The sequence below is a fragment of the Methanoculleus chikugoensis genome, assembly GCF_900095385.1.
GTDB classification, from domain to species: Archaea; Halobacteriota; Methanomicrobia; order Methanomicrobiales; family Methanoculleaceae; genus Methanoculleus; species Methanoculleus chikugoensis_A.
In genome coordinates, this window is sequence record NZ_FMID01000004.1 from 91,847 (window position 1) to 118,149 (window position 26,303).

23 protein-coding genes and 1 tRNA gene are annotated in these 26,303 nt (G+C 65.0%); 9 read left to right on the forward strand and 15 right to left on the reverse strand.

The features are described 5' to 3' along the window. Positions 1–4: 4 nt before the first annotated feature. Genes L21_RS00865 through ppsA form a run of 5 tightly spaced genes read right to left on the reverse strand, consistent with a single transcriptional unit; the run spans position 5 to position 5,466 of the window. Positions 5–616, reverse strand: a complete 612-nt coding sequence (locus L21_RS00865) for an METTL5 family protein (protein ID WP_074368613.1) — start codon at positions 614–616, stop codon at positions 5–7. Further along, the gene (gene dph2 / locus L21_RS00870; RefSeq protein ID WP_074368614.1) at positions 613–1,566 is read right to left on the reverse strand and encodes a diphthamide biosynthesis enzyme Dph2; all 954 of its coding nucleotides are present in this window, start codon (positions 1,564–1,566) and stop codon (positions 613–615) included. Before dph2 ends, L21_RS00865 begins: the two co-directional genes overlap by 4 nt. Further along, positions 1,544–2,095, reverse strand: a complete 552-nt coding sequence (gene hpt / locus L21_RS00875; protein WP_074368615.1) for a hypoxanthine/guanine phosphoribosyltransferase — start codon at positions 2,093–2,095, stop codon at positions 1,544–1,546. The genes dph2 and hpt overlap by 23 nt, the downstream gene beginning before the upstream one ends. Beyond that, complete coding sequence (gene mfnA / locus L21_RS00880) at positions 2,088–3,185, reverse strand: tyrosine decarboxylase MfnA (RefSeq protein ID WP_074368616.1); 1,098 nt, start codon at positions 3,183–3,185, stop codon at positions 2,088–2,090. The genes hpt and mfnA overlap by 8 nt, the downstream gene beginning before the upstream one ends. Beyond that, entirely contained in the window at positions 3,178–5,466 is a 2,289-nt protein-coding gene (ppsA, locus tag L21_RS00885; protein ID WP_074368617.1) for a phosphoenolpyruvate synthase, read from the reverse strand. The genes mfnA and ppsA overlap by 8 nt, the downstream gene beginning before the upstream one ends. Before the next feature lie 94 nt (positions 5,467–5,560). Here ppsA and serA point away from each other — a divergent pair, with 94 nt between their 5' ends. From serA to L21_RS00900, 3 genes are all read left to right on the forward strand, one after another. Next, a complete protein-coding gene (gene serA, locus L21_RS00890; protein ID WP_074368618.1) occupies positions 5,561–7,144 on the forward strand; it encodes a phosphoglycerate dehydrogenase in 1,584 nt (527 codons plus the stop codon). A gap of 134 nt (positions 7,145–7,278) precedes the next feature. After that, positions 7,279–7,352 (forward strand) — tRNA-Val (locus L21_RS00895). Positions 7,353–7,639: 287 nt separating this feature from the next. Continuing rightward, positions 7,640–7,852 (forward strand): hypothetical protein, encoded by a 213-nt coding sequence (locus L21_RS00900; RefSeq protein WP_074368619.1) that lies wholly within the window; start codon positions 7,640–7,642, stop codon positions 7,850–7,852. A gap of 162 nt (positions 7,853–8,014) precedes the next feature. On the opposite strand, the gene L21_RS00905 is transcribed toward L21_RS00900, so the two are convergent. The 4 genes from L21_RS00905 to L21_RS00920 form a co-directional block, all read right to left on the reverse strand. After that, positions 8,015–9,526, reverse strand: coding sequence for an ICP22 family protein (locus tag L21_RS00905; RefSeq protein WP_143727176.1), 1,512 nt, complete (start codon positions 9,524–9,526; stop codon positions 8,015–8,017). Positions 9,527–9,603: 77 nt separating this feature from the next. Continuing rightward, positions 9,604–10,800, reverse strand: coding sequence for a COG1470 family protein (locus tag L21_RS00910; RefSeq protein WP_143727177.1), 1,197 nt, complete (start codon positions 10,798–10,800; stop codon positions 9,604–9,606). 118 nt (positions 10,801–10,918) lie between these two features. Beyond that, complete coding sequence (locus L21_RS00915; RefSeq protein ID WP_074368622.1) at positions 10,919–11,713, reverse strand: hypothetical protein; 795 nt, start codon at positions 11,711–11,713, stop codon at positions 10,919–10,921. A gap of 1,232 nt (positions 11,714–12,945) precedes the next feature. Then, complete coding sequence (locus tag L21_RS00920) at positions 12,946–14,073, reverse strand: acyltransferase (protein ID WP_256711821.1); 1,128 nt, start codon at positions 14,071–14,073, stop codon at positions 12,946–12,948. 122 nt (positions 14,074–14,195) lie between these two features. Here L21_RS00920 and L21_RS00925 point away from each other — a divergent pair, with 122 nt between their 5' ends. Together L21_RS00925 and L21_RS00930 are read left to right on the forward strand one after the other, a co-directional pair. Then, positions 14,196–14,645, forward strand: a complete 450-nt coding sequence (locus tag L21_RS00925) for a PPC domain-containing DNA-binding protein (RefSeq protein ID WP_074368623.1) — start codon at positions 14,196–14,198, stop codon at positions 14,643–14,645. Then, positions 14,642–16,447, forward strand: coding sequence for a YgiQ family radical SAM protein (locus L21_RS00930; protein ID WP_074368624.1), 1,806 nt, complete (start codon positions 14,642–14,644; stop codon positions 16,445–16,447). Before L21_RS00925 ends, L21_RS00930 begins: the two co-directional genes overlap by 4 nt. 4 nt (positions 16,448–16,451) lie before the next feature. Here L21_RS00930 and L21_RS13725 read toward each other — a convergent pair whose 3' ends face one another. The 3 genes from L21_RS13725 to L21_RS00940 all read right to left on the reverse strand — a co-directional run bounded on the left by L21_RS13725 (position 16,452) and on the right by L21_RS00940 (position 17,448). Beyond that, positions 16,452–16,724: a hypothetical protein gene (locus L21_RS13725; RefSeq protein WP_143727178.1), complete on the reverse strand. Its 273-nt coding sequence runs from the start codon at positions 16,722–16,724 to the stop codon at positions 16,452–16,454. Between the two features lie 25 nt (positions 16,725–16,749). Next, positions 16,750–17,037 carry an HNH endonuclease gene (locus L21_RS00935; RefSeq protein ID WP_256711825.1) on the reverse strand — a complete coding sequence of 96 codons (288 nt, stop codon included), beginning with the start codon at positions 17,035–17,037 and terminating at the stop codon, positions 16,750–16,752. Between the two features lie 117 nt (positions 17,038–17,154). Continuing rightward, a complete protein-coding gene (locus tag L21_RS00940; protein ID WP_074368626.1) occupies positions 17,155–17,448 on the reverse strand; it encodes a hypothetical protein in 294 nt (97 codons plus the stop codon). 186 nt (positions 17,449–17,634) lie between these two features. On the opposite strand from L21_RS00940, the gene L21_RS00945 reads away from it, so the two are divergent. From L21_RS00945 to L21_RS00955, 3 genes are all read left to right on the forward strand, one after another. Then, positions 17,635–18,321 (forward strand): TIGR00266 family protein, encoded by a 687-nt coding sequence (locus L21_RS00945; protein WP_074368627.1) that lies wholly within the window; start codon positions 17,635–17,637, stop codon positions 18,319–18,321. Between the two features lie 97 nt (positions 18,322–18,418). After that, entirely contained in the window at positions 18,419–19,453 is a 1,035-nt protein-coding gene (locus tag L21_RS00950; RefSeq protein WP_074368628.1) for a DUF2117 domain-containing protein, read from the forward strand. Positions 19,454–19,455: 2 nt separating this feature from the next. Then, complete coding sequence (locus L21_RS00955) at positions 19,456–20,604, forward strand: Nre family DNA repair protein (RefSeq protein ID WP_074368629.1); 1,149 nt, start codon at positions 19,456–19,458, stop codon at positions 20,602–20,604. A 150-nt stretch (positions 20,605–20,754) separates the two neighbouring features. On the opposite strand, the gene L21_RS00960 is transcribed toward L21_RS00955, so the two are convergent. After that, positions 20,755–22,401 (reverse strand): ATP-dependent DNA ligase, encoded by a 1,647-nt coding sequence (locus L21_RS00960; protein ID WP_074368680.1) that lies wholly within the window; start codon positions 22,399–22,401, stop codon positions 20,755–20,757. Between the two features lie 88 nt (positions 22,402–22,489). Here L21_RS00960 and L21_RS00965 point away from each other — a divergent pair, with 88 nt between their 5' ends. After that, on the forward strand, positions 22,490–22,723 hold the full coding sequence (locus L21_RS00965; protein ID WP_074368630.1) for a hypothetical protein: 234 nt from the start codon (positions 22,490–22,492) through the stop codon (positions 22,721–22,723). A gap of 18 nt (positions 22,724–22,741) precedes the next feature. On the opposite strand, the gene L21_RS00970 is transcribed toward L21_RS00965, so the two are convergent. Next, on the reverse strand, positions 22,742–23,233 hold the full coding sequence (locus L21_RS00970) for an SdrD B-like domain-containing protein (RefSeq protein ID WP_178377657.1): 492 nt from the start codon (positions 23,231–23,233) through the stop codon (positions 22,742–22,744). 355 nt (positions 23,234–23,588) lie between these two features. Beyond that, a complete protein-coding gene (locus L21_RS00975; protein WP_256711834.1) occupies positions 23,589–26,285 on the reverse strand; it encodes an SdrD B-like domain-containing protein in 2,697 nt (898 codons plus the stop codon). Between the last annotated feature and the right edge of the window lie 18 nt (positions 26,286–26,303).

The following is a 26,303-nucleotide window of genomic DNA, read 5'->3' on the forward strand; positions in this document are numbered from 1 at the left end:
GGTATTAGATCCGCCTCAAGTGTATGACCTCTACGGTAATATCCACTCGGTCTTTGCGGTGGTGCGCAAACGTCCGCTTCATCGGGAATGCGCACCGGATAACCTCCTCGACCGTCGCACGCCCTTCTGTGTAGGCGGCGACGAACGGGGTCGAGCCTTCGTTGAAGATGCCGTAGACCTCGCCCGCGAGTTCGAGCGCCCGGTCGATGAACGGCCGGTCGGCGTGCGCCTTCTGCGCCCCGAACGGCGGGTTCATCACGACGGTGTCGCAGGCGAGACCCGCCCAGTCGACGCCGGGGTCGCGGACGTCGGCGACCAGGAACTCGACGGAGACCCCGAGCGTCTCCGCGTTCCGCCGGGCGACGGCTATCGCCGCCGGATCGATATCGATCCCGGTTACGGGAGAGGCGCCGAGGAGCGCCGCGCCGCAGGCGAGGATTCCCGTCCCGCACCCGAGATCAGAGACCACCCGCCCCTCGATTGCCCCCTGCATCGCGGCATGGTGAAGGAGGCGCGCCGCCACCGGCGCCGGGGTCTGGTACTGTTCGAGCCGGGTCGTCGGCCGCTCGAATCCCGCGAGGCGTTCGAGCCGCATCTCAAGGTGCCGCAGGTTCATGGCGCGAGGTACTCGTCGATGGTATAGTCGTCCCAGTCCCGGGCGCCGCAGAGGATCTCGAACTCAGGCGGCGTCAGCACCGGGACGGGGAACCGGACCTGGTCGTCGTAGGCGAGCCGGGGGCAGGCGGTGTTCACGTAGGCCCCAAACCCGAGGTCGAGCATCTCGCCGGGCGAGACCTCGCGCATCGCGACCAGGAACGCCCGGTCCGAGAGGGCGGCGAGCCGGCGCGCGAGGTCCATCCGCCGCTGCCCGCTCTTCGTGCTGACGAGGATCCCGTAGTTCGCGGCGTCCCGCGCCTTCTCCATCACCGCGGCGCGGCGGCGGACCAGGCGGTCGGCGTCCACCACATCTCCCTCGCCGGTGTAGGGGTCGAGCGCGACGACGCGGGCCCGGGTCGCGAGCCGGATCCCGATGGGGTGAAAGACCCCCGTCCCCACGAAGAGGATCTCATCCGCTCCCGTCGCCCGGGCGGCGGCGAAGTTGCACCCGAGCACCTGACCGGGGATCGGTGTCCGGCCGTCACCGGGGGCGACGACCGCCTCGATGCGGCGATCGTGGAGATACGCCGCCATCGCGCCGAGGAGGTGGACGTGCTGGACGGTGGTGACGAGGCCGATGCGGCGGGCGGTCAGAAGAGGGAGGGCCTTCTCAAGCACGGTTACGTCGAAGTCGAACCGGACGGGCTCGTAGATGACATTAGATCGCTCCTCGACCGGCGCGTGGCCGAAGTGCACCAGGACGTCCGCGTATCGGAGGGCGTCGAGCGCGAGGTCGCAGGCCCCGTAGCAGGGGTCGCCACTGACGATCACCTCGAACCCCTCGCGGCGGAGGGCGGCGGCCGTTCCCGGCGCCTGCCGGGCGAGCCCGGCGGGGAACTGGAGGGCGACCGACCGCGCCCCGCGCTCGCGGAGTCTTCCGATGAGATCAGAGACAGGTATCAACGACACGCACCTGCGCCTCGGAGACCTCGATCTTCACCAGGGTCTTGAGCGGCCGGCCGATATCCGCGTCCCCCCGGCCGATGACCACGCAGATATCGGCGATCTCGGCGCCCGTCACCTCGATCGCGCTGATGAGGGCGCGGAGCGTGCCGCCGGTGCTGCAGACGTCGTCGATGATCACGACCCGGTCGCCCGCGGCAACGCCGTTTAAGTAAAGCTCGCCCTTCGAGTAGCCGGTGGCCTGGTGCACCGCGACCTCGCCGGGGAGGCCGTAGGGGCGTTTCCGGACGACCACGAGAGGGATGTCGGTCATCATCGAAAATGCGACGCCGATGTGGATGCCCATCGCCTCGCAGACGACGATCTTGTCGACATCGTTGAGGTCGAGGTTCCGCACCATGGCGCACCCGATCTCGCGGAGGAGCGCGGGTTCGAGGAGCGGCACCCCGTCGGTGATCGGGTTGATGAAGTAGTTGTACTCTCCCCGCTTCATGACGGGAGAGGTTTCCAGCGAATGAATCAGGCGTTCAAGCATCGATATCACCCATATCTACAAGGAACCGCTCGACGACGTCGCGGGTGACGTGGGGCATGCAGACGATCCGCATATGCCCGTTCCGGGTCGTCGAGACCCGCCACCCGGGAGGCATACGGTCGCAGGAGAACGTCGCCACGTTGACGTCCGGGGTCACGGCTCTCGGGTAGCCGAACGTCTCCATCCCCTCGATCAGCCTCCGGGTGTTCTCCATGCACCCGGCGACCACCGCCCGCATCCCGTCCATCCCCAGGTACTCGAGGACGGCGACCGCTGCGGCCACCGACGCTCCCGGCCGGGTGCCGGCGAGGGTGCACTCCCGCTTCACCGTCAGGTAGGGGGTGTCGACGTTGAGGCACGCGAACCAGTCCGGGTTGCGCGTGAGGAGGCAGCCCGCCGGGATGGTGCTCATCCCCATCTTGTGGGGGTCAATGGAGATGGAGGAGACGCCCGGGAGCCGGAAGTCGAACGGGACGGGGCTGTCGAGGAACGGGACGACCATCCCGCCGAACGCGGCGTCGACGTGGAGGAAGACGTCCCGGTCGAGGGCGATCTCCGCGAGCCGGGCAATGGGATCGACCACGCCGTACTCCGTCGTCCCGACAACCCCGACGAGCGCGACCGTATTGTTGTCGATGAAGCCGTCGACCGCCTCCGTGTCCATCCGGAACTCAGCATCAAGCGGCACCGTCCGCATCTCGAGCCCCAGGATGTCGCAGGCCTTCGTGAACGAAAAATGGCTCGAAGCCGGAATGACGACGTTCGGGGACTTCACCGACTTCTGCCGTTTTGCAATCCGCAGCGCCTGGATGTTCGACTCCGTCCCGCCGCTCGTCGCGTAGCCTCCGGCATCCGCATGGTGCATCAGGGTGCCGAGCCTCCGGACGAGGAGGTCCTCGAGCGCGGCCGTCCCCGGGAAGAGCCCGGGGTCGCCGAGGTTGGTCTCGAGGAAGATCGCGTGCGCCCGCGCCGCGACCGGGTGGGGCGGCGTGCACATCGAACTTAAGATATTCCGGTAGCCGAGATCCTCCCGCCGCTTTGACGAGAGGAAGGAAAAAAGGTCTTCCTCAGGGCAACCTACTTCACGCATTTCTTCTCGCCGCATCAAGGAGAATCTGTCGCTCTTTCCGCGCTACGGCCTCCCGGATGCGGGGAACCGCATCGATGTTCGCCGAAACGCTGGAGATGCCGTGCTCGACGAGCCACGTGACCATGTCGGGGTCGGAGCCGGCCTGGCCGCAGATGGAGCACTCGACACCGTTCTCCCGGCAGACGCTGATTGCGTGGTCGATCAGCCGGAGGACGGCAGGGTGCTTGGGCTGGTACATATCGGCGACGTGCTCGTTGTTCCGGTCGATGGCGAGCGTGTACTGGATGAGGTCGTTCGTCCCGAACGAGGCGAACCGGATCCCGGCCCGGATGAAGTCCTCGACCAGGATGGCGCTGCTCGGGACCTCGATCATGACGCCGAGGGGCGCGGTCTCCACGTCGACGCCCCACTCCTGCATCATCGCCCGGGCTTTGACGAACTCGCCGGGGTGGTTGACCATCGGGAACATCACGCCGAGGTTGTCGTAGCCAGCCGCCCAGAGCCGCTTGAACGCCTCCACCTGCAGGCGGAACTGCTCGGGGCTCCGGAGGTCGCGGCGGATGCCGCGCCAGCCGAGCATCGGGTTGTGTTCGAACGGTTCGTCCTCTCCGCCCTCCATGTTCCGGAACTCGTCGGTCGGGGCGTCCAGCGTCCTGACCCAGACGGGCTTACCGGGGAAGGCGTCGAGGACGGTCTTGATGCCGCCGTAGAGTTCGGCGATGAACTCCTCCTCCGCGTCGTGCTCGATGTACCAGCCCGGAGTCTTTGCGAGACCGAGGATGAGGTGCTCGATCCGGAGAAGGCCGACGCCGTCCGCACCGGTGGCGGCGGCACGCTGTGCGGCCTCGGGGAGGGAGACGTTCACCTTGACGAGCGTGCCGGTGATGACCGGGGCGACCGCTGCCGCCGCCGGTGCGGCTGCCGGTGCCGCCGCCGCGGGCGCCGCAACCGCGCCCTCGTAGATGATGCCTTTCTCGCCGTCGACGGTGACGACCTGGCCGTCCCGCAAGAGTTTCGTCGCCTTCTTGGTTCCGACGACCGCGGGCGTCCCGAGCTCGCGGCTCACGATGGCCGCGTGGCAGGTCATGCCGCCTTCGTCGGTGACGATGGCGCTGACCCGCCGCATCGCCGGCACCATGTCGGGGTTGGTCATCTTGGTGACCAGGATGTCGCCGTCCTTGACGCCGCTCGTGTCCTTGACGTCGCGCACGATGACGACCCGGCCGCTCGCGACGCCGGGGGAAGCCCCCTGGCCTTCGACCAGCACCACGCCGAGGGGGCCTTTCGGCTGCCCTGCGGCCCCGCCGTGCGGGATATCGGGGCGCTTTATCGTGGTTATCGGCCGGGACTGGAGGATGAAGAAGACGTCGCCGACGATCGCCCACTCGACGTCCTGCGGGACGCCGTAGTGGTCTTCGGCGATCTTCCCGAGCGTGGCGAGGCGCGCCACCTCTGCGTCGGAGAGGACCGGCGCGGTGCGCTGTTTCGCGGAGAGGTTGACGGTCTTCGTCCCGTGCTTGCCCTCCGGCACGATCATGATCTCCTTCTCGGCGATCAGGCGGTCGACGACCCGCTCGGAGCGCAGGTCAAAGACGTAATTGTCGGGGGAGACGCTCCCCGAGACAACGGCTTCCCCGAGACCCCAGGAGCCTTCGACGATCGTCAGGGGTTCGCCGGTGACGGGGTGAGAGGTAAACATGACGCCGGACTTCTCCGAGCGGATGAGTTCCTGCACGACGACGGCGATGTTCACGCTCCGGTCGTCGAACCCCTGTTTTGAGCGGTAGTAGATGGCGCGCGCGCCGTACAGCGAGGCCCAGCACCGCTGGACCGCGTCAAGGAGGTCGGTCTCCCCGAGGATATTGAGGAACGTCTCCTGCTGGCCGGCAAAACTGGCATCCGGCAGATCTTCGGCGGTAGCGCTCGAACGGACGGCGACAACCGTTCCGTTCGCACCCATCCGGTCGTATGCCTCGACGATATCCTGACGGAGGTGATCGGGCATCTCGACGCTGAGGACGATCTCCTGCACTTCTTTCGCGACCGATTCGAGCGCTCCGTTGTCGTCTACGTCCAGACGCTCCAGTTTGCGGAAGAGTTCTTCTTCGATCCCGGTCTCAATAAGAAACCTTCGGAACGCCTGGGCGGTCACCACAAACGCCTTCGGCACGGGCAGGCCGATGGCCGTCATCTCGCCCAATGAGGCCCCCTTTCCACCTACAGAAATGATATCTTCCTTTTTTATTTCTTCGAGCCACAGAACGTTGGGCATTTCCTTCATGCTCGCACCACACATATACTTCTCACCATCACATAAAAGATTTCGGAGGAAAAAGCATCAATACATATGATGTTGAATTAGTATGGGTTGAACCGTGAAATATAGAGTGCTGGTCAGCGACCCGCTGGCAGAGGAAGGGATCGACATCCTGAAGGAATTCTGCGATGTGGATGTCAATACCGGGCTAACCGAAGATCAACTCATTGCTGTTATCGGGGACTACGATGCCCTGCTGGTGCGCTCGGGAACCGAGGTGACGGCGCAGGTCATCGATGCGGGAGAGAAACTCAAGTTCATCGGCCGGGCCGGCGCCGGGGTCGACAATATCGATACGGAAGCGGCGACGAGGAGAGGCATCGTCGTTGCGAACGCTCCGGAAGGAAATACCCTCGCGGCCACCGAGCACACGATGGCGATGATGCTCTCGCTCGCGCGCAATATCCCCCAGGCGACGGCGTCCCTGAAGAAGGGCGAGTGGAAACGCTCGAAGTTCATGGGCGTTGAACTGAACGACAAGGTTCTCGGCATCATGGGATTCGGGCGTATCGGGCGTGAGGTGGCAAAGCGGGCACAGGCGATGGCGATGAAGTGCATCGCCTACGACCCGTTCATCACGAAGGAGAAGGCGGCAAGCCTCGGCGTGGAGATGGTGCCGCTCGACGAACTCTTCCGGAGAGCCGACGTGATCACCGTCCACACGCCGCTGATCAAGGAGACGCGCCACGTCATCAACGCCGAGACGATCGCGACGATGAAGGACGGCGTCCGGCTGATCAACTGCGCCCGCGGCGGAATCATCGATGAGAAGGCCCTCGCGGACGGGATCGCAAGCGGCAAGGTCGCCGGTGCGGCGCTGGACGTCTTCGAGAGCGAGCCGCCGACGGACTCCCCGCTTCTCGGGCTCGGTAAGGTGATCGTCACCCCGCACCTCGGGGCGAGCACGGTCGAGGCGCAGAAGAACGTCGCGATATCGGTCGCGAACCAGTGCATCAGCGTTCTCTCCGGCGGCGCGGCGAAGTACGTGGTGAACGCGCCGATGATCCCGGCGGAGCAGCAGGCGCTGGTCGAGCCCTACGCGATGCTCGCGCAGAAGATGGGCAGGCTCCTCATCCAGCTCACCGAAGGGCGGCTGGAGTCGATCGAGGTCACCTACGGCGGCGAGGCTGCAGCGCTCCCGAACACGAAGTTCGTCACCCGCGTTATCCTGAAGGGCATGCTCGACCCGATCCTCCAGGCGCCGGTCAACATCGTGAACGCGGAGTTCGTGGCAAAGGAGCGCGGCATCCGGATGAGCGAGACGACGACGGAGGAGGCGCAGGGGTTCAAGAACATCATCACCATCACCGCGAAGACCGACAGGATGACGGAGACGGTGAGCGGGAGCGTCTCGGGCCCGAACCGCGCGCGGATCGTGAGCATCGGCGGATACATGACCGACCTGACCCCGACCGGCCACGTGGTCATCTCCCGCCACACCGACAAGCCGGGCGTCATCGGCAAGGCCGCGACGATCCTCGGCCGGGCGAACGTGAACATCGCGGGGATGCAGGTCGGGCGCCACAAGCCCGGCGAGGAAGCCCTGATGGTCCTCACCGTCGATTCCGCGGTGCCGGCCGACGCGATGGAAGAGATCAAGAAGATCGACGCCATCCACACGGCGAAACACGCCGAGATCTGATCGGCCGGATCGTCACCCCCCATTTTTGGCGCGTGCCGGCCCCCGATGCGGCGGAGCCGGGACGGAACCTGTTTTGGCGTGTGGCAATAATTTTATACCCGGAGCACCAACCTTATTGATCGTCGGGCAGACACGGGCTCGTGGTCTAGCTGGTTATGACGTCGCCTTGACATGGCGGAGGTCCTGAGTTCGAATCTCAGCGAGCCCATCACTGTTTTTGAAACGATTGGTTTTGTGAATTTATCGCTGAGGAGAGATATCTCCCGTAAGGACGGTTAAATCCCGATAATTCGTGCAGCCGCCATACGGACAATCATACTTTCCCGGGGCGCTACGCACGATAGATCCCTTCTTAACAGGCAGTTTGTGTTCACCGTCCAGACATTTTTTCCGTAGTTTCCCTACATCAACGCGGCGTCCATTGCCCGGGGCCGGAGGAGAGAAGCCACGGGTTTCAGGCGATGGAAGGGCGAATCGGGGTGCGCCGCTCGCGCGGTGACGCGGGGCGGAGCCGCCACACGACCCCGGCCACGAAACGCCGATGAACTCCCGGCACCCGAGATCGGCGACCGCTGCATCAATTACAGGATACCGGGCACGGGCTCGGGAGGAAGCAACGAATACAAGATTTACTGCACCATATTCACGAAAGGCGACGTCTACGAGAGGTTCTTCACCTACGGACCGCCCCCGGATTACGAACTTTAAAAGACCTTGCCGGGCGTGCCGCGGCACAGATCCCCTGACTTTCGAGGCAGCAACGGGTTATCTGCAGCCGGTATAGAGGCGAAGAGCAGCACCTTCGATCTTCGCGAAACGCTCGCGGCTTCGGATTGAGGCAGACCCCCCGACAAAAAGAGAGGCGCCGGGTCAGTCATCCCCCGTTGCAGGGATGCAGCTGACCCAGAGCCTGCCGTTCGGCGTGCCCTCGCCGCCGGAAACCCTGAGGGCGAGCGAGAGCGGCACCGTCTCGTCCACCGGCACGATGTCGGGGAGGGTCACCGCCTCCATCGGCCCGAAGGCGACGGGAGTGCCGTCGCTGCCGAGTCTCGCCGTGTAGACGACCGGAGCGTCAATTCCCATGTCGTCCTGGCTGACGACGACCCGGATCGGCACGTTGCCGGTGTTCCTCACCGTCGGGCTCTGTCTCGTCCCGAACGCGGCGTCACCCTCAACCCAGGCATCGATGCCCTGTTCGACGACGCCGTAGTTGATCGCGGCAAAGTCAATCTCGAACGATGCCGTCGGCAGGTAGGTGAAGATGCTCCCGAGCGGCTGATCGGCCGGATCCACGTCTTCGGCCGGGACCTGCACCGAGACCTGGTAATCCCCGGGCGCCTGGTTGAAAGCGAGGTCGACCTCGCCCGCATAGATCGCCGCACCGGCCTCTTCCAGACCGCGCACAGCCTCATTCAGGCTCGTCCCATGAGCATAGGTGACCAGGCCGGCCACAGAGGCCTCATCGAGCGCATCCGCCGAGGAGTTCTGCCGGGTCAGGTTGACCTGCACGAGGGGCGAGCCGTCGGGCGACGTCACGTCGGCGACGATCGGATATGACGCCGTGCTCTCCCCGGCGACGACCGCATGGATCCACACGGTCTTCGTGGCGCCGTAGGTGCAGGGCGGCAGGAACTGGCTGCCCGGCTCCACCGGGTCGTCGTCAAGCATGCCGCCGGCAGCATCGAGTTGCTCCCAGATGCAGAGCACGGCCGCGCGGGAGGGGACCGCTGCGGTCGTTTCGCTCTCGGCCGGCGGGTCGGCGGAGACGGACTCGTTCTCCACAACTCCGGGTTCGGTCGCCGTGGTGTTCGTCAGTGCCGGATCATCGGGTGCCGTAACGTTCCCCGGTGCCGGATCATCGGGCACCGTGGTGTTCCCCAGCTTCAGTTCATCAGGTGCCGTAACGTTCCCCGGCGTCGATTCATCGGGTTCCGTCACGTTCGTCGGTGCCGATTCATCGGGTTCCGTGGAGGCCGGGTCAACCGTCTCCTCCGGATCCGGCGACAGGCCGTCGTCCGGGTCACCCGGTGCCGCCTCGGGCGAACCGTCATCCTCGGCCGAAGGCGGATTGCTCACCTCGTTCTCGGATGAATCGTCAGAATCCGGCAGGCCTTCTTCCGGCCCGGAAGAACTGTCTTCAGAACCTTCAGGGCCTGTCGGACTATCCTCCGGCCCGGAGGAGTCATCTTCGGGGCCGTCAGGACCGTCGGGCCCGGGTGGTTCAGAAAGAGGTTCGCCGCCGGTCGCTCCGGCACCGGCCTCCGTCTGCTGATCGCTTCCCGCGAGAGGATCGCCAGAGGTATCCACGGGCGAGCCCGCAAGTGCCGGCACGACGGAGGCCGAAACAAGGAGAATCGCAAGGATCACCGCGATTCTATCCATAATCTTCATCATCACTCCTCTCTTCATCCGGCGGCCCTGCCCGCGCAAGAACATGGCCTCGCACGGGCAGGAACCGATCACCGGTTCTCGCGATGTCTTCTTCCCGCTACCAGGAGGCAGATGAACGCGAGTGCTGCAGCAACCGGGGCCGGGGAGAGCGGCAGGTTCAGGCCCGACGACGAATCGGACTGAACCGTGAAGACCATATCCTTCGAATCGGTCGTTTTGCCTTCGAAGACGGCGCAGGTCTTCATCGTGTACTCCCCAGGCTCTTTCGGGGTGTAGTACGCGGTCAGGGGATCCTCCGAGAAGACCAGAACGGTCATCTCGTCGCCGGTAATGACGTCGACAAGGCTCCCGCCCCGGTAGATCTCGCCTGAGAGTTTGGCCCTCGTCGCGATCGACCCCGAGTTCTTGAAGAGCCCGGTGATCTTGATCGGCTTGCCGACGACGAGCGCTCCGTCGTAGTTGAGATCGATCAGTTCACCCTGGCGGGTCAGGGACCCTAGCGTCTGGATCTCGAAGGTGCGCCCCTCCTTCCCCAGGACCTCTCCGCGGAGCGAGACCGTCACGTTCGCCAGGTAGGTTCCGGTGGGGAACCCCTCGTTTGGCCAGCACACGACGATCTGTTCCGTGGTTCCGGGGCGGACCGATCTTTCGGCCCACGAGACGGTGTCGACGACCGGCCCGTCACGGGAGATGACGGCGGTGATCTCAGGGGTCACCACGACGTTTCCGGTGTTCTTGAACCCGACCTCAATCCCCAGCGGGACATCCACCTCGGTGTCTCTCACCACGATGCTCGTGACCTCGCCGGAGAGCTTCTCGACGTCGGTCACCGTGATCTCCAGGGCGGACTTCGCCTGGAGGATCATCCCCACCGAGCCGGGAATCTCCTCCCCGGGAACCGTCTCGACGACGACCGTTGCCGTATAACGGCCGTTCGCCGCGTCGTCGGGGACCGTCACGCGCATCAGGACAGGGGCCTGGCCATTCTCCGGGACGTAGACCTTCTCAATCTCCTCACCGTCTTCAATGGCAGAGAACCGGATCCAGTCCCCTGCGGAACCTTCGGTCTTGAGGACCACCTCAAAACCCGTATCGGAGGGGTTGAAGACGGTCAACGACCGCTCGAAAGACCCTCCACGCAGCCCGTTCTCTATCGTCAGGCTGGAAGGTCCGACGGCTATGCCTGCAGCACTCACGGGCTGGCAGACGAGCGCCGCCACCAGTACGATGACAGCGACCGTCGCCACCCTTCTTCTCAGATTCATCGCCTCTCCTTCTTCTCAGTTGTCTTGGGCTACGTTCTCGCAGCCATAAATGCCGGTTGTTGCGCCGATCTTCGGCGCAAATCCGGCAGGATAGTCACAACCTCTACTGCACCCGACCTTACACGAGAACCTCGTCACACGACGGAGCAGCCCCGAGGATCATCGTGCCGTGCTTCTCGCCGGTGGTTCCCTTGAAGACCTCGAGGTAGAAGTCGAGCTCGTCCTGGTCGCAGAGCGTGAGGGCGTTCGGCAGGACGACGGGCTCGAAGGGCTCGTAGTAGACCGCGTTGGCGTTATCGTTGCCCATGCGGGCGCCCCACTCGACGTTCCAGCCGTTCAGGCTCTCTCCAAGCTGCATGTCATCCTGCTGGATGGCGACCTGCAGGTGGGTGTTGCCGATGTTGCGGACGGTCGGGCGATTGTCACCCACGTTGAAGAGGGTGTTACCTGCAACCCACTTGGGCACGTTGATGTTCACGCTGCCGTAGTTGACCGAGCTGAAGTCGATGTCAAAGGCGGTGACGGGCACGTACTCGAAGTTGTTGTAGAGCGGTTCGGCCCAGTTGTTGTTGTGGTCGATGGCGTTCGCCTCGACGAGGTAGTCGCCGGCGGGAGCGCAGTAGCAGAGGTCAGCCTGGCCGACCCAGAGAGCGGCGGTCCCCTTCTCGAGGTACTCGGTGAGGATAGTGTTTGCATCGTAGCCGTCAGCGACCTGCAGCAGACCGCGGTCCAGAGCACGCTGGAAGAACGTCACGGCCTGGTCCTGGTTGTTGACTTTCGTGCCCATCACCTGGTACACGAACGAGCCGTTGCCCCAGCAGTTCTCCGGCTGGTAGACGTCCCAGGAGACGACGTTCACATCGCCGTTCTCCTCGTCATCATAGACGACAGCGTAATATTTAACAGTCTTCACACCGTTGTACGTTACGGGGGGTAGGAACTGGCTTCCCGGGATAGCGTGTGTGGGATCGCCGTCCTCCCAGGATCCAGTGGCGTCAGCTTCCCATTTGCAGAGCACAATGGGGACTTCTCCTCCCCCTGTCGCAATCTGGGCCAACGTTTCAACATCTTCTCCATCTAGAGGCGTCTGGGTGCACATCGGCACCACTTCCGCCGACACCGGCAGGACCATGGCTGCCAGTATCATCATAACCGCGGTAGCGATACCTAGCGGTACTCGGATTTTCATTTGTCATCTCTCCATAGATGTGGCTTCCAGGCGGTGGTTTGCGGGACGGGCCACCTGGCACAGTAGCGTGACCTCTTTCCCGGGTACCGGGACGGCCTTGCCTCATCGGTCGGCCGGGCGCCCATCGACATCCAACACGTTCCCCACCCGGCTGGCCTCGGCAGCTACCGTGACCAGGAGATGTCCATCATATCATATATAGTTATCCCAAGCCGGGGGACCAGAAGGACTGTTGCGGACGATTATCTAAGGCAATGGACGTTGCTGAAAAGGTCAATTATAACCGATGCAGCATAAAAATAATTTTCACCGATTTGCCTCAATTATGGAAAAATCTGAGAGGTTTCAGAGCACACAAGAGGGGCGAAACTCGGGGGGCGAAATCACCCCGGCATCCCGACTCATGGTCTTTGGAAGGTACCGATTTTTGAAACCATAGACCATCGTTCATTATTTAAAAACATAACCTTTTTGTTCCGGAGGTTACCGACAGGAAGGAGCGGAGATCGCGTCTCGCCGGCGCGCCGAGCAGGCACCCGGCGCATGGGGCGCCGGATAGAACCAGCAGCGGCGCCGCAAAGACCGCCGGGAAGTCGTGATGTTGCTACGCCGGGCTACGGGACGCTTGCGGTCTCTCACGGACACCGGGAAGAACACCTTCGAGCCCTGGGAGACGTACGCGCCTTCCGGCCGGGGAGGGGGACTCTCCCCCCTTCCGGGTGGGGTTCTTCTCTGCCAGAGCCTGCCTACCCTCAATCGTGCCGCGGCCGGCTCTTTGCTCTTCTGGAGTTCCTGGGCCATTCTGTCCATTTCCTTTCGCATCCCCACGCGGCCCTCATCTTTTTTATAGATTATCGGCCGTGCTGCGGAACACCACCGTGAGCGGTCGAGAACGATCGGGAAAAACCATCCCGGGCGAGATTGTACGGCGAACCCGAATGGTAACGGCACACTCTTCATTGCAGCGGCCCTCGCCGCATCCGCGGCTCACCGAGCAGCCACCCCGCGTACGGGACGCGGGCGAGAACCCGCACCGCCGCGTAACTCCCGAGCACCGCCGCGATAAAGACCGCCGGGTAGGTCAGCCAGTCCGCCCACGCGAGCCCCGTGAGCGAGGCCCAGAGACTCACAGCAGCGGCGATGACGAGCGGGTGGACGAGGTAGATCGCGTAGGAGTGCTCCCCGAACGACCGGGCGGCGGCCGCGGAGAGGCCGCCCGTCTCCTCCAGCCGCCAGGCCGCGAGGACGAGCACCGCGATGACCGGGACGTAGTAGAGCGGCTCCAGGATCCGGTAGATGCAGAAGACCGCGAGCGTCGTGCTCGCGAGGCTCCCGTAACGGATCACGCTCGCGATCCAGATCCCGCCGAGGAGGAGGGCGCCCGCACCGGCCGCGGCGAGAAGCCACCCCGCCGGAACCGACCGGAGGGCCGAGCGGCAGTCATCGGTATGCCGGGCGACATGGACGCCGAGGACGAAGTAGAGGAGGTGCGACGGAAAGAGACGGATCAGGACGGTATACCACTCCGGGCCCAGATACGCCCCCGCGATGTGGGCGCCCGCGTTCCAGAGGATCTGGATAATAAAGAGGGAGAAGAGGAGGAAGAGCGACGCACCGGCCCGGTCGAAGAAGTCGTAGCCCCGCACGATGAGCGGGAAGAGGAGGTAGAACTGGATGATCAGCACGAAGAACCAGAGGTGGTAGGCCGCGTTCCCGAGGAGGAGGGCTTCAGCAACCCTCTCCGGAGAAGGCACCCCGGAAAACCCGATCGTCCCCTCCACCGCGACCATGAGGTAGAACGCGGTGAAGAAGAGGTAGGGCACAAGGATCGCCTTCGCCCGGCGGCGGTAGAACTCACCAGGCGAGTAATTGCCCGCATACCGCGCCGCGAGCACCCACCCAGAGACGAAGATGAAGACCGGCACGGCGAAGTGGGCGCTGATATAGATGAAGACGTCGAGGAGGGCGAGCAGGTTCACGGCGGGAATCCGCGTGTAGTTCATCGAGACGTGGACGGCGATCACGGCGAGGGCGGCAAACCCCCGCATGTATTCAACCTCCCGGAACCAGACCACCGCAGCCACACCTCTCTATCGCTCGCAGGACACTGTACCATGGCAGGCCGGGCATATAACTGCCCGCACGCGCAGCGGGTCGGGCACTAATAATACAAGAAGACACCATCATATCCAGGAGAGTTGAGTCCATGCAGTACTCGGAAGGACAGGTCGGCAGGGTCTTCACCGTCCGGATCGACGACGGAGAGGACTTTCTAAGAGAGATCCAGCGGTTTGTCGCGGCGATGAACATCAGGTGCGGCACGATCCAGTTCCTCGGCGCCGTCCGGTCGGCAACGATCGTGACGGGGCCGAAAGAGCCGGTCATCCCGCCGTCCCCGCGGGGCGAAGAGATATTCGGGGGCTGGGAACTCCTCGGGTTTGCGACCATCTACCCGGGGGAGGACGGGCCGTCCATCCACCTTCATACGGCGGCGGGGAAGGGGATACGGTCGCTCGCCGGGTGCCTCCGCGAGAAAGCGGAGGTCTACCTGGTGATTGAAGCGATCGTCACGGAGTTCGTCGGCATCGCCGCGAAACGGCTCCCCGACGAGCAGACCGGCGTCAGCCTCCCCGTCTTCGACCGGATGCTCCCATGACCGGGCAGCCCGAGTTCCTCCCGATGACGGTCGGGGAGGCGGAGCGGCTCGGCATCGACCGGTTCGACATCATCCTCGTCACCGGCGACGCCTACGTCGACCACCCCTCCTTCGGGACGGCGCTGATCGGGCGGGTCCTGTGGGACGCCGGCTACTCGGTCGGCGTCATCGCCCAGCCCGACTGGAAGAGCGATGCGGATCTGGGGCGGCTCGGCGAACCGCGGCTCTTCTTCTCGGTCTCGGCGGGAAACGTCGATTCACTGGTGAACGCCTTCACGCCGAACCTGAAGCGCCGGAGCTCGGACGTCTACTCGCCGGGGGGGAGACTTCTCCGGCCCGACCGGGCGACCCTGGTCTACACCGACCGCATCCACGCCCTCTTTCCAAAGACCCCCATCGTCATCGGCGGGATCGAGGCGAGCCTCCGGCGGTTCGCCCACTACGACTACTGGTCCGACTCCGTCCGGCAGTCCATCCTCGCCGACGCCCCCGCCGACCTTCTCGTCTTCGGGATGGGCGAACGCCAGGTGGTCGCGATCGCCGACCGCCTCGCGGCCGGAGAGACCGCGAGGGACCTCACCGAGATCCCCGGCACCGCTTACCGGATCGAGAAGAAGGTCTGGCGGGGCATGGACCAGTCCGGCTACGTCGTCCTCCCCGGCTACCCGGAGGTGAAAGAGGACCGGTATGCCTATGCAAAGGCGTTTGCGATGCACTATGCCGAGCAGGATCCTCTCCGGGGGAGATCGGTGGCCCAGCCGCACCCGAAGACCGTCGTCGTCCAGAACCCGCCGGCGATGCCGCTCTCAGGCGTTGAACTCGACCGGGTCTACGAACTCCCCTACACGCGGAGAGCCCACCCCTCCTACACCGAGCCCATACCCGCCCTCGAACCTGTCAGGTTCTCGGTCGTCACCCACCGGGGATGTTTCGGGGCCTGCTCCTTCTGCGCCCTCACCCACCACCAGGGCCGGATCATCCAGAGCCGGAGCGCGGACTCGATCGTCCGCGAGGTGGAGCGGATGGCAACGATGCCGGAGTTCACCGGGGTCGTCCAGGACGTCGGCGGGCCGACGGCAAACATGTACGGCATTCACTGCGGCCGGTGGGAGAGCGACGGCACCTGCCCCGACCGCCGCTGCATCGACTGCCCCGCACTCGACCGGAGCCACGAGGAGCAGATTCGCCTGCTCCGGCGCATCCGCAAGATCCCGGCGGTGAAACGGGTCTTCATCGCGTCGGGCATCCGCTACGACCTGATCGGTCCGGAGGACCGGGAGTATCTCACGGAAGTCTGCGCCCACCACGTCTCCGGGCACCTCAAGGTCGCGCCCGAACACGTATCGGAACGGGTTCTCGCGTCTATGGGAAAGCCCTCCCGCGAGGCTTTCGACGCCTTCCGCGAACGGTTCGAGGCTCTCCAGGAAGGGAAGAAGAAACGGCAGTATCTCGTCACCTACCTGATGTCCGGCCATCCCGGGTGTCGGATCGCCGATATGGTCGAACTCGCCGAGTACGTCCGGGACACCGGGCTCTACACCGAGCAGGTCCAGGACTTCACGCCGACCCCGATGAGCATCTCGACGACCGTCTACCACACCGGGCTCGACCCCTTCACCCTCGAAGAGGTCTACGTCCCGAAAGACCGCGAGAAACGGGTTCAGCGGGCCCTCATGCACTACCGCGACCCGGCAAACTACGGGCTCGTCTGCGAAGGGCTCCGCGCCGCCGGGAGGGAAGACCTCATCGGGAGCGCGTGGAAGTGTCTCGTCCCGGCGAGGCGGAAGAAGAAAAAGGTGTAAGGTATCAGCGCAGGGCTGAACTGACGGCGAACCCGGCGGCCATCGCGAGCGTCCGGTTCGGGATCCGGGGGATCAGCAGGGTCGTCACCGCGAGCGTGACCGCGAAGTTGGCCGCCGTCCCGGGGGTGAAGACGTCGCTCGCCATCCGCATCGTCGAGGAGCGCCATTCATGATGAGGCGACGAAGGAAGCGCCACCCGCTCCGCAAGGCCGCTCGCCGTTCGCATGGCCGTCGAACGCCACGAACCCGTCTCCGATACACGCTTCCTGCAGGGCATGGTAACCAGTGATGGGTTCCGGGGGTTACTTATTCCTATGGTCGGCGAACCCCTCCCGGATCCGGCGCATATGGTTCAGGTGGCAGGAGGGGCAGAGGGCTGCAAGGTTCCCGAGCGTATGGGAGCCGCCGCAGATCGCCGGTCGCCGGAGGTCGAAGTACGTCGATCCGGCGTCGAGCGGGGCGCTGCACCCGGCGCACCGGTTGTCCTGCCGCTCAAGGACGGCCCGGACAGCCTCGTGCGTGAGATACGCATCTCCGATAGGCATATCGTCGAAGTACATCGCGGCATGAGTCCCGCGCTCAGGTATCACGCGGAGAAATTATTTTTCCAGATGATATACCTTACGGTTCTGCACCGGGTTACAACACCCGAAAAGAGAGAGATCTGTACCGGTGAGCGAGATGCAGGCGCATTCCCGACCCGGAATTCAGGGGGGAGGTGCAACCCGTTCGACGGTCCCGTTCACGAGACCCAGCCCCGACTCCGCCAGGTCCATCAGGCGTTCGAGATACCCGACTCCCGCTTCAAGCCACCCGAGCACGTCGCGGGCGAGCGAGATCAGATCGGCACCGAACTGCACGAGCCCCTCGATAACCTCCCGGATCGATTCGACCGTCTCGAAGACGCGCTCCGGTGCGTCGGAGTCGGGCAACGGAATGGCGGGAGTCCCCGCGCTTCCCGCCGCTACGACGACAACGAGGAGCAGGACGAGAGCGATCATCCTCACGCCGCCACCTCACCGGCCGGAGCGCCGACGAAGCGGAGGATAGACGGTCCATTCCGCATAAAGATCGTTACGGCATCGATCGCTATTAAGCCGTCCGCTCCGTGGTTCTCAAAAAACTGCTGAGGGCATCTGGTGAAGAAAGAGAAAAGATCAAGTACCCAAAACGGAAGATATTCCGGTATGCAGTACGAGATCACCGGAGACAACCTCCAGATGGTGACCCTCCGCCTCGCCCCCGGCGAGAAAGCCTGCGCCGAGGCCGGCGCCATGGTCAACATGAGCGGGAACATGCAGATGACCACCAACATGAAGGGCGGGCTCTTCAAGGGACTCAAACGGATGATGACCGGCGAGGGGCTCTTCATGACGGAGTTCACCCCCGAGGGCGGGGAAGGGTTCGTCTCGTTCGCCGGGAACGTCCCGGGGAAGATCTTCACCCTCGACATCAACGGGAACGAGTTCATCGCCCAGAAGGACGCGTTCCTCTGCTCCGAGCCGGGCATCGACCTTGATGTCGCGTTCACGAAACGCCTCCGGTCGGGCGCGTTCGGCGGCGAGGGGTTCATCCTCCAGCGGCTCTCCGGCAGCGGGAAGGCGTTCCTCCACTGCTGCGGCGACATCATGGAGATGACGCTTGCGCCGGGCGAGGTGGTCAAGGTCGAGACGGGGCTCGTCGTCGGGTTCGAGAGCACCGTCGACTACAGCATAGCGCTCGCCGGCGGCGTGAAGACCGTCTTCTTCGGCGGCGAAGGACTCTTCCTGGCCACGCTGACCGGGCCGGGCAAGGTCGTCATGCAGTCGATGGATATCGCGAAACTCGCCTCCTCCCTGATACCCTACCTCCCCATCCAGAACTCGTCGGGATAGTGAAAACTACCCCACCCTTGCGGACCGGGCCTTCTCACCCATCATCCGCAAGCCCCGCAGAGGTAACCTGATAGTTCGCGAAACCCAAGATTAGGGTATGATCTCCCCGACGGCGGATATCGTCATGGTGGTGCACGGCCCCGAGGCCTTCGATGCCGGCGACGTCGGGCGGCTGATCGATCTGCTCTCGCCCCCGCGGGTGCTTGTCGCGGGAGTGATGGCCCGGACGGCCGCCGAGGAGTCGGGGCTCCCGGTTGTCTGCACGGACGAGCGGCCGAGCACGGTGCTCGGGAGCATCCGGGAGCGCGCGTGCCTGGTCAACCGGGGAAAGACCCCGGCATCCGGGAGGATATTCGGCGAGATCGTCGCCGGCAGGCTCGAAGGGCTCGTCCACGTCGAGACCTCGAGCGGCACCGTCTACTGCTGGAACCGCGGGGACGACACCCTCGCGGAGGAGATCGCACGGCTGACGGGGTACGCCCTTGTCCGTGCGGAGAGCGTCGGCACCCGGCAGGACGGGATGCGGGAGATCCGCGGGTGCCTGCCCGGAGAGGCGGTCTTCGTGAACGGGATCGTCATCGGGAGCGCGACGGCGGAGACGGTCGTCCTCGCGAGCGAGAACGGAGCCCTCCGGGCAGTCTCAGGGCTCGATCCGAAACCGCACGGGTTTGAAAAACTCCTCCGTGCAGGTCTTCCCGAGATCCGGACAGCCTGGTGCAAGAGCGGCGCGGTGCGGAGGGCTTCGCCCGGCCGGGGCAAGCGCGCCCGGCGTGGCGGGAGGATCGCGGTCATCGACCACTGCGGCCACACCATCTATAACGAGATCGGGGAGGAGGTCTGCGGCGTCCTCGCCGTCGGCGACGATACCACCGCCGTCTGCGGGCATATCTGCTCGCATTCCGGCATCCCCGTCTTCGGCGTGGTCGACGGGGACGGCGATGGCATCGTGGAGCCCGGGTACGCCCCGGGATCGGTGGTGGTCGAGGTTCTGGACGGGCGCGACGACGATCTCGGGCGGGAGGTTGCGGCCGTCCGGGATCTCGAGACCGACTCGTGGGAGGAGTGGGTCGAGGAGACGCTCCGCGTCCTCGCAGGGAGGGTGCGGGTCGTCATCGACCTTCGCGGGAGGTAACCATGCGATGCGCCGAGTGTAAGGGAAGGGGGTTCTGCGGGCTCGAACGCTGCCCGATCATGAGCAGGTTCTACGCGCAGCTCCCGGTCCGGCAGAGCGACCACTACCAGGGATCCGCGCCGTCGGTCTTTGTGGGGAGCCACGGTTACCCGAAGGTTGCGGGCGGGCCGCTGATGATCGACGACGCCGACCATCCGCCGGACTGGGTGGCGAGAGGACTCGGGATCGAGGATATCGTGGGGCTCCGGGCCCGGACGATCCGCGGTTCCGGCGAGGCGAAGAACCTCTCCGGGAGCATCCAGGAGATCGCGCTCTCGAGCAGTCCGCTCGACGTCGAGGTGCGGTTCACGAAACCTGTCGCCTTTGACCTCCGGTTCGACGGGACGATCGCCCCGGTCGGGCTCACCGGCGCCATCAAAAAGATGGACGTCCTCGGGAACGCCCGTGTGGACCGGGCGGTCGACCGGGCGACGTCGGACACCGATCTCACCGCGACCGACGCCTGCGAGATTCTCAGCGCCTCGGGCACCGATGTCTACCGGATCACCCAGCTCCTCACCGCCGGGCTCCTCGGGAGCGAGAAGAAGCGGCACGTCGTCCCCACCCGCTGGGCGATCACGGCCGTCGACGACACGGTCTCAAAGCAGCTCAAGAGGAAGATCGTCCGCTACCCTCCGCTCTCCGGGATAGAAGTCTTCTCCGGCGGACTCTACGGCAACCACATCGTCTGCATCCTCGTCCCGGGGGACTGGAAGTTCGAGATGATCGAGGTCTGGGGGAAGCAGTCGCTCTGGGGCGGCGGGAACGAGTCGATCGCCGTGGACGGCGAGGGGCTCACCAAGTCCGGCTACTCCCCGATCGCGGGGGCATACTACTCGGCGCGCCTCGCGGTCGCGGAGTACCTGGAGAGCGTCCGGCGCTCGGCACGGGTGCTCGTGCTCAGGAACGTCACCGGCGAGTACTGGGCGCCGCTCGGCACCTGGGTCGTGCGGGAGGCGACGCGGAACGCCATGCAGGGCGAGAAGACCCCGTGCGCCGATCTCCGGCAGGCAATCGACGTTGCCTCCCGGCTGATCGGGTTTAGCCACTGGCAGCCCCACAGCAGGCTCATCCCGGAACTCACGACGCAGAAGACGTTGTTTGATTTTTGAGTGAACACAGGGCGCGAGTTGAGGGGCCTTGGGGGGCCTCACGCGAAAAGCGCGAAGCCGCGAAGGAAAGTTGCACATCCATTTACCAATCTTCGCGTCCTTCGCGGCTTCGCGTGAGATTAGATCGCTTTCCCTGCTGACACGAGATATCTACAGAGACTCCTGCCCATTCTTCTGCCGGGCATAGCGCTCGACGAGCGCTTCAAGGGTCTCAGCCTCGTCCACGCTCTTGTCCTCACGCACCCGGACGAACCGCGGGAACCGGAGCGCGTAGCCGCTCGCGTAGTTCGGGCTTGTCTGGATCTCGGAGTAGCCCACCTCGAAGACCACTTCCGGTTCGAGGGTCACCTCCTTTCCGGAGCGGGCGATGACTTTGTCCTTGAAGAGGGCGTAGAGGTCGGCCAGCACCTCGTCCGTGATCCCGGTAGCCACCTTCCCGACCGGGAGGAGCCGCCCCTGGTCCTGCACCGCGAGCAGGAACGAGCCGAACGTCCCGGCTCTCCGGCCCTCGCCCCACTCCGCCCCGACGACCGCGAGGTCGAGCGTCTCGACGCCGGGTTTCACCTTCACCCAGAGCCGGCCCCGGACGCCGGGGGTGTAGGGCGAGTCGAGGACCTTCACCATCACGCCTTCGTGCCCGAGGGCGAGGGCGTCGGCGTAGATCGTCTCCGCCGCGGCCGCGTCGGCGGCCGGGAACTGCGGAGCGACGTGGGCACGGAGCACCGTATCGAGGGCTTTGCGCCGCTCCGCGAGGGGGCGATCCATCAGCGTCTCGCCGTCCAGGTAGAGGATATCGAAGACCTTCGGCACGAGTTCGATCTTCTCCATCATCGAGTCCACCCCATGTTTGCGGCGGAACCGCCGGATCACGTACTGGAACGGCATCGGCCTCCCGTCGCGGACGGCGACCGCCTCCCCGTCCAGGATGACGTCGTGGTCGGTCGCCTCCAGGAGGAGGTTCGCGATGTCGGGGAGGCTTTCCGTGACATCCTCCAGTCTTCGCGAGTAGATCCGGCAGACGTCGCCCACCTTGTGGAACTGGAACCTGCTCCCGTCGTACTTGTACTCGACCGCCACCTCGCCATGATCCTCAAGCTGGGCGGCGATCGTTCCCGCCTGCGCGAGCATCATCTTCACCGGCCGGAACGGCTCGATCGTCACGCGGGAGAGCGCGTCGGGGTCGCGCCGGGCGAGGAGGGCGACCTCCCCGAGATCGTTCAGCGCCTGGTGGGCATGCTCGACCAGGCGGACGTCGACCTCGAACGCCCGGGCGACGGCGTCGCGGACGTTTCCTTCCCCCACGCCGATCCGGAGTTCCTCGAGCATCAGCCGCGCGAGGTAGCGGCCCTCGAGCGGCCGGGCGTTGCCGAAGAGCCTCTGCGCCACGCGGAGTTTCTCCCGCTGCGACCGCTGTCCTTCGACGGCCGCCATCCGCTCGAGTTCCCGGTAGACCCCGGTGAGGTCAAGTTCCTCGATAAAAAACGACGTCTGCTCCTTCTTTGCAAGGAGCCCCTCGACGGCGAGGCCCACGTCGCCGGTCGTGTTGATCGCCTCCCGGACGGTCTCCCGCTTCGTCCCGACGACGTAGGCCACGGCGTCGTAGAGGAGGTTCGGACCCACACCGAGTTTTTTGGTGCTCCAGTCGGGAAAGACCCTGCCCATGACGAACCGGACGAAGACGGGGAGTTCCTCGTCGTCGAGCCGGGGGAGGACGGCGGCGATCTGCTCGATCATATCGAGGCGTCCCGGGGTCCCTTCGAGGCGCTCGCAGACTTGGGCGAACTCCAGAAACTGCATACCCATACTCTCTGAAGTATTTCCCGGCGTGGTCAATCAACCCTTCTATTGGGCACGATTGATGAAGGAGCACTGCCTACCTCTATCCATGCACCAGGACGAAGAAACGAAAGAGATGCTCCGCGACCTCCTCTGGCTCAACGCCCTGATAGCAACGGAGCTCATTCAGATCACCGAGAACACTTCCCAGATCCTTCGGAAGGCGGCCCCGCCGGAGTCCTGTATCGTGGAGCACGCGGCTCTCCGGAAGACAGCGCTCGAGATCGCCGACCGCTACAGGCCCGGCACGATGCTCCGGCAGCACGTCGCGGAACACCAGTGAAAATTTGTATGATTGCCGTCAGGCGGCGGCCGGCACCAGACCGGCATCCCTGACGACGAGATCCGTCGTCTGAACCGTCTCTTCCGTCAGGTCGATGGTGGTGGTCGTGCCGTTCACTGTATCGACGGTGCTCATCGTCTCGCCGGGAGCCCCCATGCCGGGGACGGTGAAGCCGTAGCCCTCCGGCGGGACGACCTCGACGGTGTAACTCCCCGGGAGGACGCCGCTGAAGATGAAGAGCCCCTCACAGGCGTGGGCGAACGTCTCCGCCGTTGCGATCCGCTCCCCCGCGGCGTCGAGGAGATGGACGGCGACGCCGCTCATGCCCTGCTCGCCGGGACCCTGGACGCCGTTCGCGTCGGCATCCAGAAATATCGTGCCCCCGATCGTGCCGGCGGTTCTCTCATACACTGCACCCGAGCCGGGCTCCGCCGGGACGGCGGCGCCTGCCATCGAACCGAAGACGAACGCTGATACGATGACTGCTGCAAGAACGCTGATAGATCTCATTCGGTTCACCTCGTCTGCCCGGACGCTCCGGGCGTGTAACCCCATGAAAGGCTGCTGTGCCTCTTCGCACCGCCTTCCGGCGGCCTGCAGGATCGAGATTTTTTTCGGTCCGGTACCGGCCCCGGGGTTCGGTTCCTGATAGGCATTAAAATATATTAATATTTTTATTGATTTGGGGGAGATACTCAGGAACTTCCCGGGTTCGTCCGAACGATCCGTGCGGCCATCGCCATGAAAACAGAAAATATCCCGGTCTCCGTGACCCGAACCGATCGGGAGCAGGGAGCCGTGCCGATCAGAAAACCATAGAGAAAGCGTGCATCGCCGTTGTCGAACGCCGCCTTACCCCTCCCGATCAGTCATCCTCGTCCCTGCCGTCGTCACGCCGGACGCTCTCTTCCATCCCACCCGGCCTTTTCCGGCCATCGTCTTTTACCTCCTTCCGATCGTCGTTGTCCCGGGTCTCTTTCCGGTCGTTATTGTCTCCAATCTCTTTTCGACCGTCGCTGTCCCTACCGCCTTCCCGGTCGTCGTCATCGTCGTCTACTTCTCTCCGGTCATCGCTATCCCTAACCTCGTTATCGTCGCCGCTCTCCCACACAGGTTCCCGTTCGCCGGCGGGATCGCCGTCATCGACGGTCCCATTCACCGGAACCTGCGGGGCGCCGGTCACGACCGGCCCGGCCCGCTCATCGTCTTCCTCAGTGCGAACGGCCGCATCGTCCCGGAGGAGCTCCTGCTCACCGTCCGTCCCGCCCGGAACGGGGGCCTCATTCCCCGGATCGCCGGGTGGGGCGGCCGGAGGCGGGGAGAGGATCAGCCCCGCACCCCTGACGACCGCCTCCCCTCCGCCGACCGTAAACCGGCCGGTCACCCCGGTCGAGGGGTCGACGTGGCTGTCCCGACCGGGATTCGTGAAGATGTAGCCGTCCGGCGCAGTGAACGCGACGGAGTACTCCCCGGGCGGAAGCGGGCCGAAGAGGTACATGGAGAAGTACCGGTCGTGATACCTGGTCTGGGTCGACGCCGCCACGTTCCCGTCCGCGTCCAGGAGGCGGACCTCGACACCCGTCACGCCAGAGGTCTCATCCCGGACCCCGTCCCGGTTGTCGTCGCTCCAGGCCGTCCCGAGCACCCACCCGTAGGCCCCCGCCGGGGTTCCGGGCAGGAGATTCCCGACGAGTCCCGCATTCAGGGTCTGCCGGTCAACCCCGCCTTCGGCGAATATCACGTCCGTGTCGAGCGGGGCGGCGTTGTTGTCCAGGCCCGGGACGGTGCAGGAATACCCGTCCGGGAGAACGAACTCCACACCGGCGTAGCCGACGGAGGGGACGAGCCCGAACCGGTACGACCCGTCCGGGCCGGTGGCGGTATAGTCGAGCATGGTTCGCTGGCCGATCAGCCGCACGCTGATCTCGGGGATACCCGGCTCACCGGGATCGCGGGCGCCGTCACCGTTCAGGTCGAACCAGACCGTCCCCGAGAGCGATTCGTTTGCCGCGCCGCCGGTCTGGTTAGTATCGTCGTCATTGTCATCGTCATCATCATTATCGTCGCCGACCGGCGTCATCGTCGGAGATGGGGCGGCCGTCATGGTCGGCACGGCCGTGGGCGTCGTCGTCCCGGTGGGCACGGGCGTCGTGACCCCCGTCGGAACCGCAGTCGGAGACGGCGAGGGGGTTCCCGCCGGCCCCGTCACGACCGGTGACGGGGCGGCAGTCACCGTTGCGGCCGGTACCGGCGGCTTCTGGGAGATGATAGGTGCTTTTGAGGGCCTGGAAGGCGTCGCCGTCGGCACGGGTGTCGGGGTAGTCGTCGGGGTTGGCGTCGGCGTGGGCTTCGGCCCCAGTTTCACCGCCCAGGCATCCGTGTTTGCCCCCCCTCCGCTCACCGTGGCGTTGAACGTCCCTGCAAAGACGAACTCTCCCGGTGCGGACTCGATAAGCGATGCTGCCGCATCACCGGGGTTTACGCCGCCGAACGTCCTGCTCCACGCCACCGCTCCGTCGGCGTCGGTCGCGACCAGCCAGGCGTCGGTATCGTCCACCCCGGGATAAGCCGTCTCCCCGGCGAAGAGGTAGCCGCCGTCAGGGGTCTCGATGACGGCCGCCGCCGTCTCGTTCACGCCGAAGTCGCCGTAGATCCAGTTCCAGACGATATCCCCGTCGGGCGTGAGTTTAATGAGGAGGGCGTCGGTATCGACCGTCGTGTTGTCCGGCCGTTCCGTGAACGTGCCAGCGACGAGCAGGTTGCCGTCGGAGGTGTTGATCACCGCCCGGCCGGCATCGTCGTCGGGGCTGCCGAACGTCCTGTTCCAGACCTCGTCGCCCGACCCGTCCAGCCTGACCGTCCAGACGTCGGCCATGCCCGCTCCCGAGGACCCGGTGCTGCCGGCAACGACGAAGTCCCCGCCGGGGATCCGGGTGACGGCGTTCGCGGCATTCTCTCCCGCTCCGCCGAACGTCCGGTTCCAGACCTCACCACCCGTCGCGTTCACCCTTACCACCCAGGCCGAGGATTCGTTCCCCTCCCGCGGCGCGATGGAGCCGACGACAACGTAACCCCCGTCCTCCGCCTCGATGACCGCGGCTGCCGTGGCGTTGTCGTCCGGGCCGCCGTACGTCCGGTTCCAGATCTCGCCGCCGGAAGGGTCAATCTCCAGGAGCCAGGCGTCGGTGTCGGCCACAGTCCCGTTCGTGACGAGGGTGAGATTCCCGGCAAGGAGGAGATTACCCCCATTGGTCCGGACGATGGAGTGCGCAGCGTCGGTCTCCTCCCCCCCGTAGGTTCTGTTCCACTCCTCGCCGCCGTCCGGCGTGAGCCGGATCACCCAGGCGTCCGTCTTCGCACCGAACGACGCCGTCTCCCCGGCAAGGAAGAGCCCGGTTCCGCCGGGATCGGGGACGACCGCGTATGCCGCGTCGTATGTGTCAGGTCCTCCGTACGTCCGGTTCCAGATAACCGCAGGATCTCCTGCCTGCGCCCCCGCGCTCATAACGAGCGCGAGTGCCGAGAGCAGGACGAACCAGAGACAGGTGCCGCGTCGCATCATGTACCACTCCTCGTCTCC

What these genes read in the sequence shown, in the direction of transcription:
- L21_RS00865 (WP_074368613.1), bottom strand. Translation starts at nt 616, where the DNA reads ATGAACCTGCGGCACCTTGAGATGCGGCTCGAACGCCTCGCGGGATTC.
- hpt (WP_074368615.1), bottom strand. Translation starts at nt 2,095, where the DNA reads ATGCTTGAACGCCTGATTCATTCGCTGGAAACCTCTCCCGTCATGAAG.
- mfnA (WP_074368616.1), bottom strand. Translation starts at nt 3,185, where the DNA reads ATGCGTGAAGTAGGTTGCCCTGAGGAAGACCTTTTTTCCTTCCTCTCG.
- ppsA (WP_074368617.1), bottom strand. Translation starts at nt 5,466, where the DNA reads ATGAAGGAAATGCCCAACGTTCTGTGGCTCGAAGAAATAAAAAAGGAA.
- L21_RS00905 (WP_143727176.1), bottom strand. Translation starts at nt 9,526, where the DNA reads ATGGATAGAATCGCGGTGATCCTTGCGATTCTCCTTGTTTCGGCCTCC.
- L21_RS00910 (WP_143727177.1), bottom strand. Translation starts at nt 10,800, where the DNA reads ATGAATCTGAGAAGAAGGGTGGCGACGGTCGCTGTCATCGTACTGGTG.
- L21_RS00925 (WP_074368623.1), top strand. Translation starts at nt 14,196, where the DNA reads ATGCAGTACTCGGAAGGACAGGTCGGCAGGGTCTTCACCGTCCGGATC.
- L21_RS00930 (WP_074368624.1), top strand. Translation starts at nt 14,642, where the DNA reads ATGACCGGGCAGCCCGAGTTCCTCCCGATGACGGTCGGGGAGGCGGAG.
- L21_RS13725 (WP_143727178.1), bottom strand. Translation starts at nt 16,724, where the DNA reads ATGCCCTGCAGGAAGCGTGTATCGGAGACGGGTTCGTGGCGTTCGACG.
- L21_RS00940 (WP_074368626.1), bottom strand. Translation starts at nt 17,448, where the DNA reads ATGATCGCTCTCGTCCTGCTCCTCGTTGTCGTCGTAGCGGCGGGAAGC.
- L21_RS00945 (WP_074368627.1), top strand. Translation starts at nt 17,635, where the DNA reads ATGCAGTACGAGATCACCGGAGACAACCTCCAGATGGTGACCCTCCGC.
- L21_RS00950 (WP_074368628.1), top strand. Translation starts at nt 18,419, where the DNA reads ATGATCTCCCCGACGGCGGATATCGTCATGGTGGTGCACGGCCCCGAG.
- L21_RS00955 (WP_074368629.1), top strand. Translation starts at nt 19,456, where the DNA reads ATGCGATGCGCCGAGTGTAAGGGAAGGGGGTTCTGCGGGCTCGAACGC.
- L21_RS00960 (WP_074368680.1), bottom strand. Translation starts at nt 22,401, where the DNA reads ATGCAGTTTCTGGAGTTCGCCCAAGTCTGCGAGCGCCTCGAAGGGACC.
- L21_RS00965 (WP_074368630.1), top strand. Translation starts at nt 22,490, where the DNA reads ATGCACCAGGACGAAGAAACGAAAGAGATGCTCCGCGACCTCCTCTGG.
- L21_RS00970 (WP_178377657.1), bottom strand. Translation starts at nt 23,233, where the DNA reads ATGAGATCTATCAGCGTTCTTGCAGCAGTCATCGTATCAGCGTTCGTC.
- L21_RS00975 (WP_256711834.1), bottom strand. Translation starts at nt 26,285, where the DNA reads ATGATGCGACGCGGCACCTGTCTCTGGTTCGTCCTGCTCTCGGCACTC.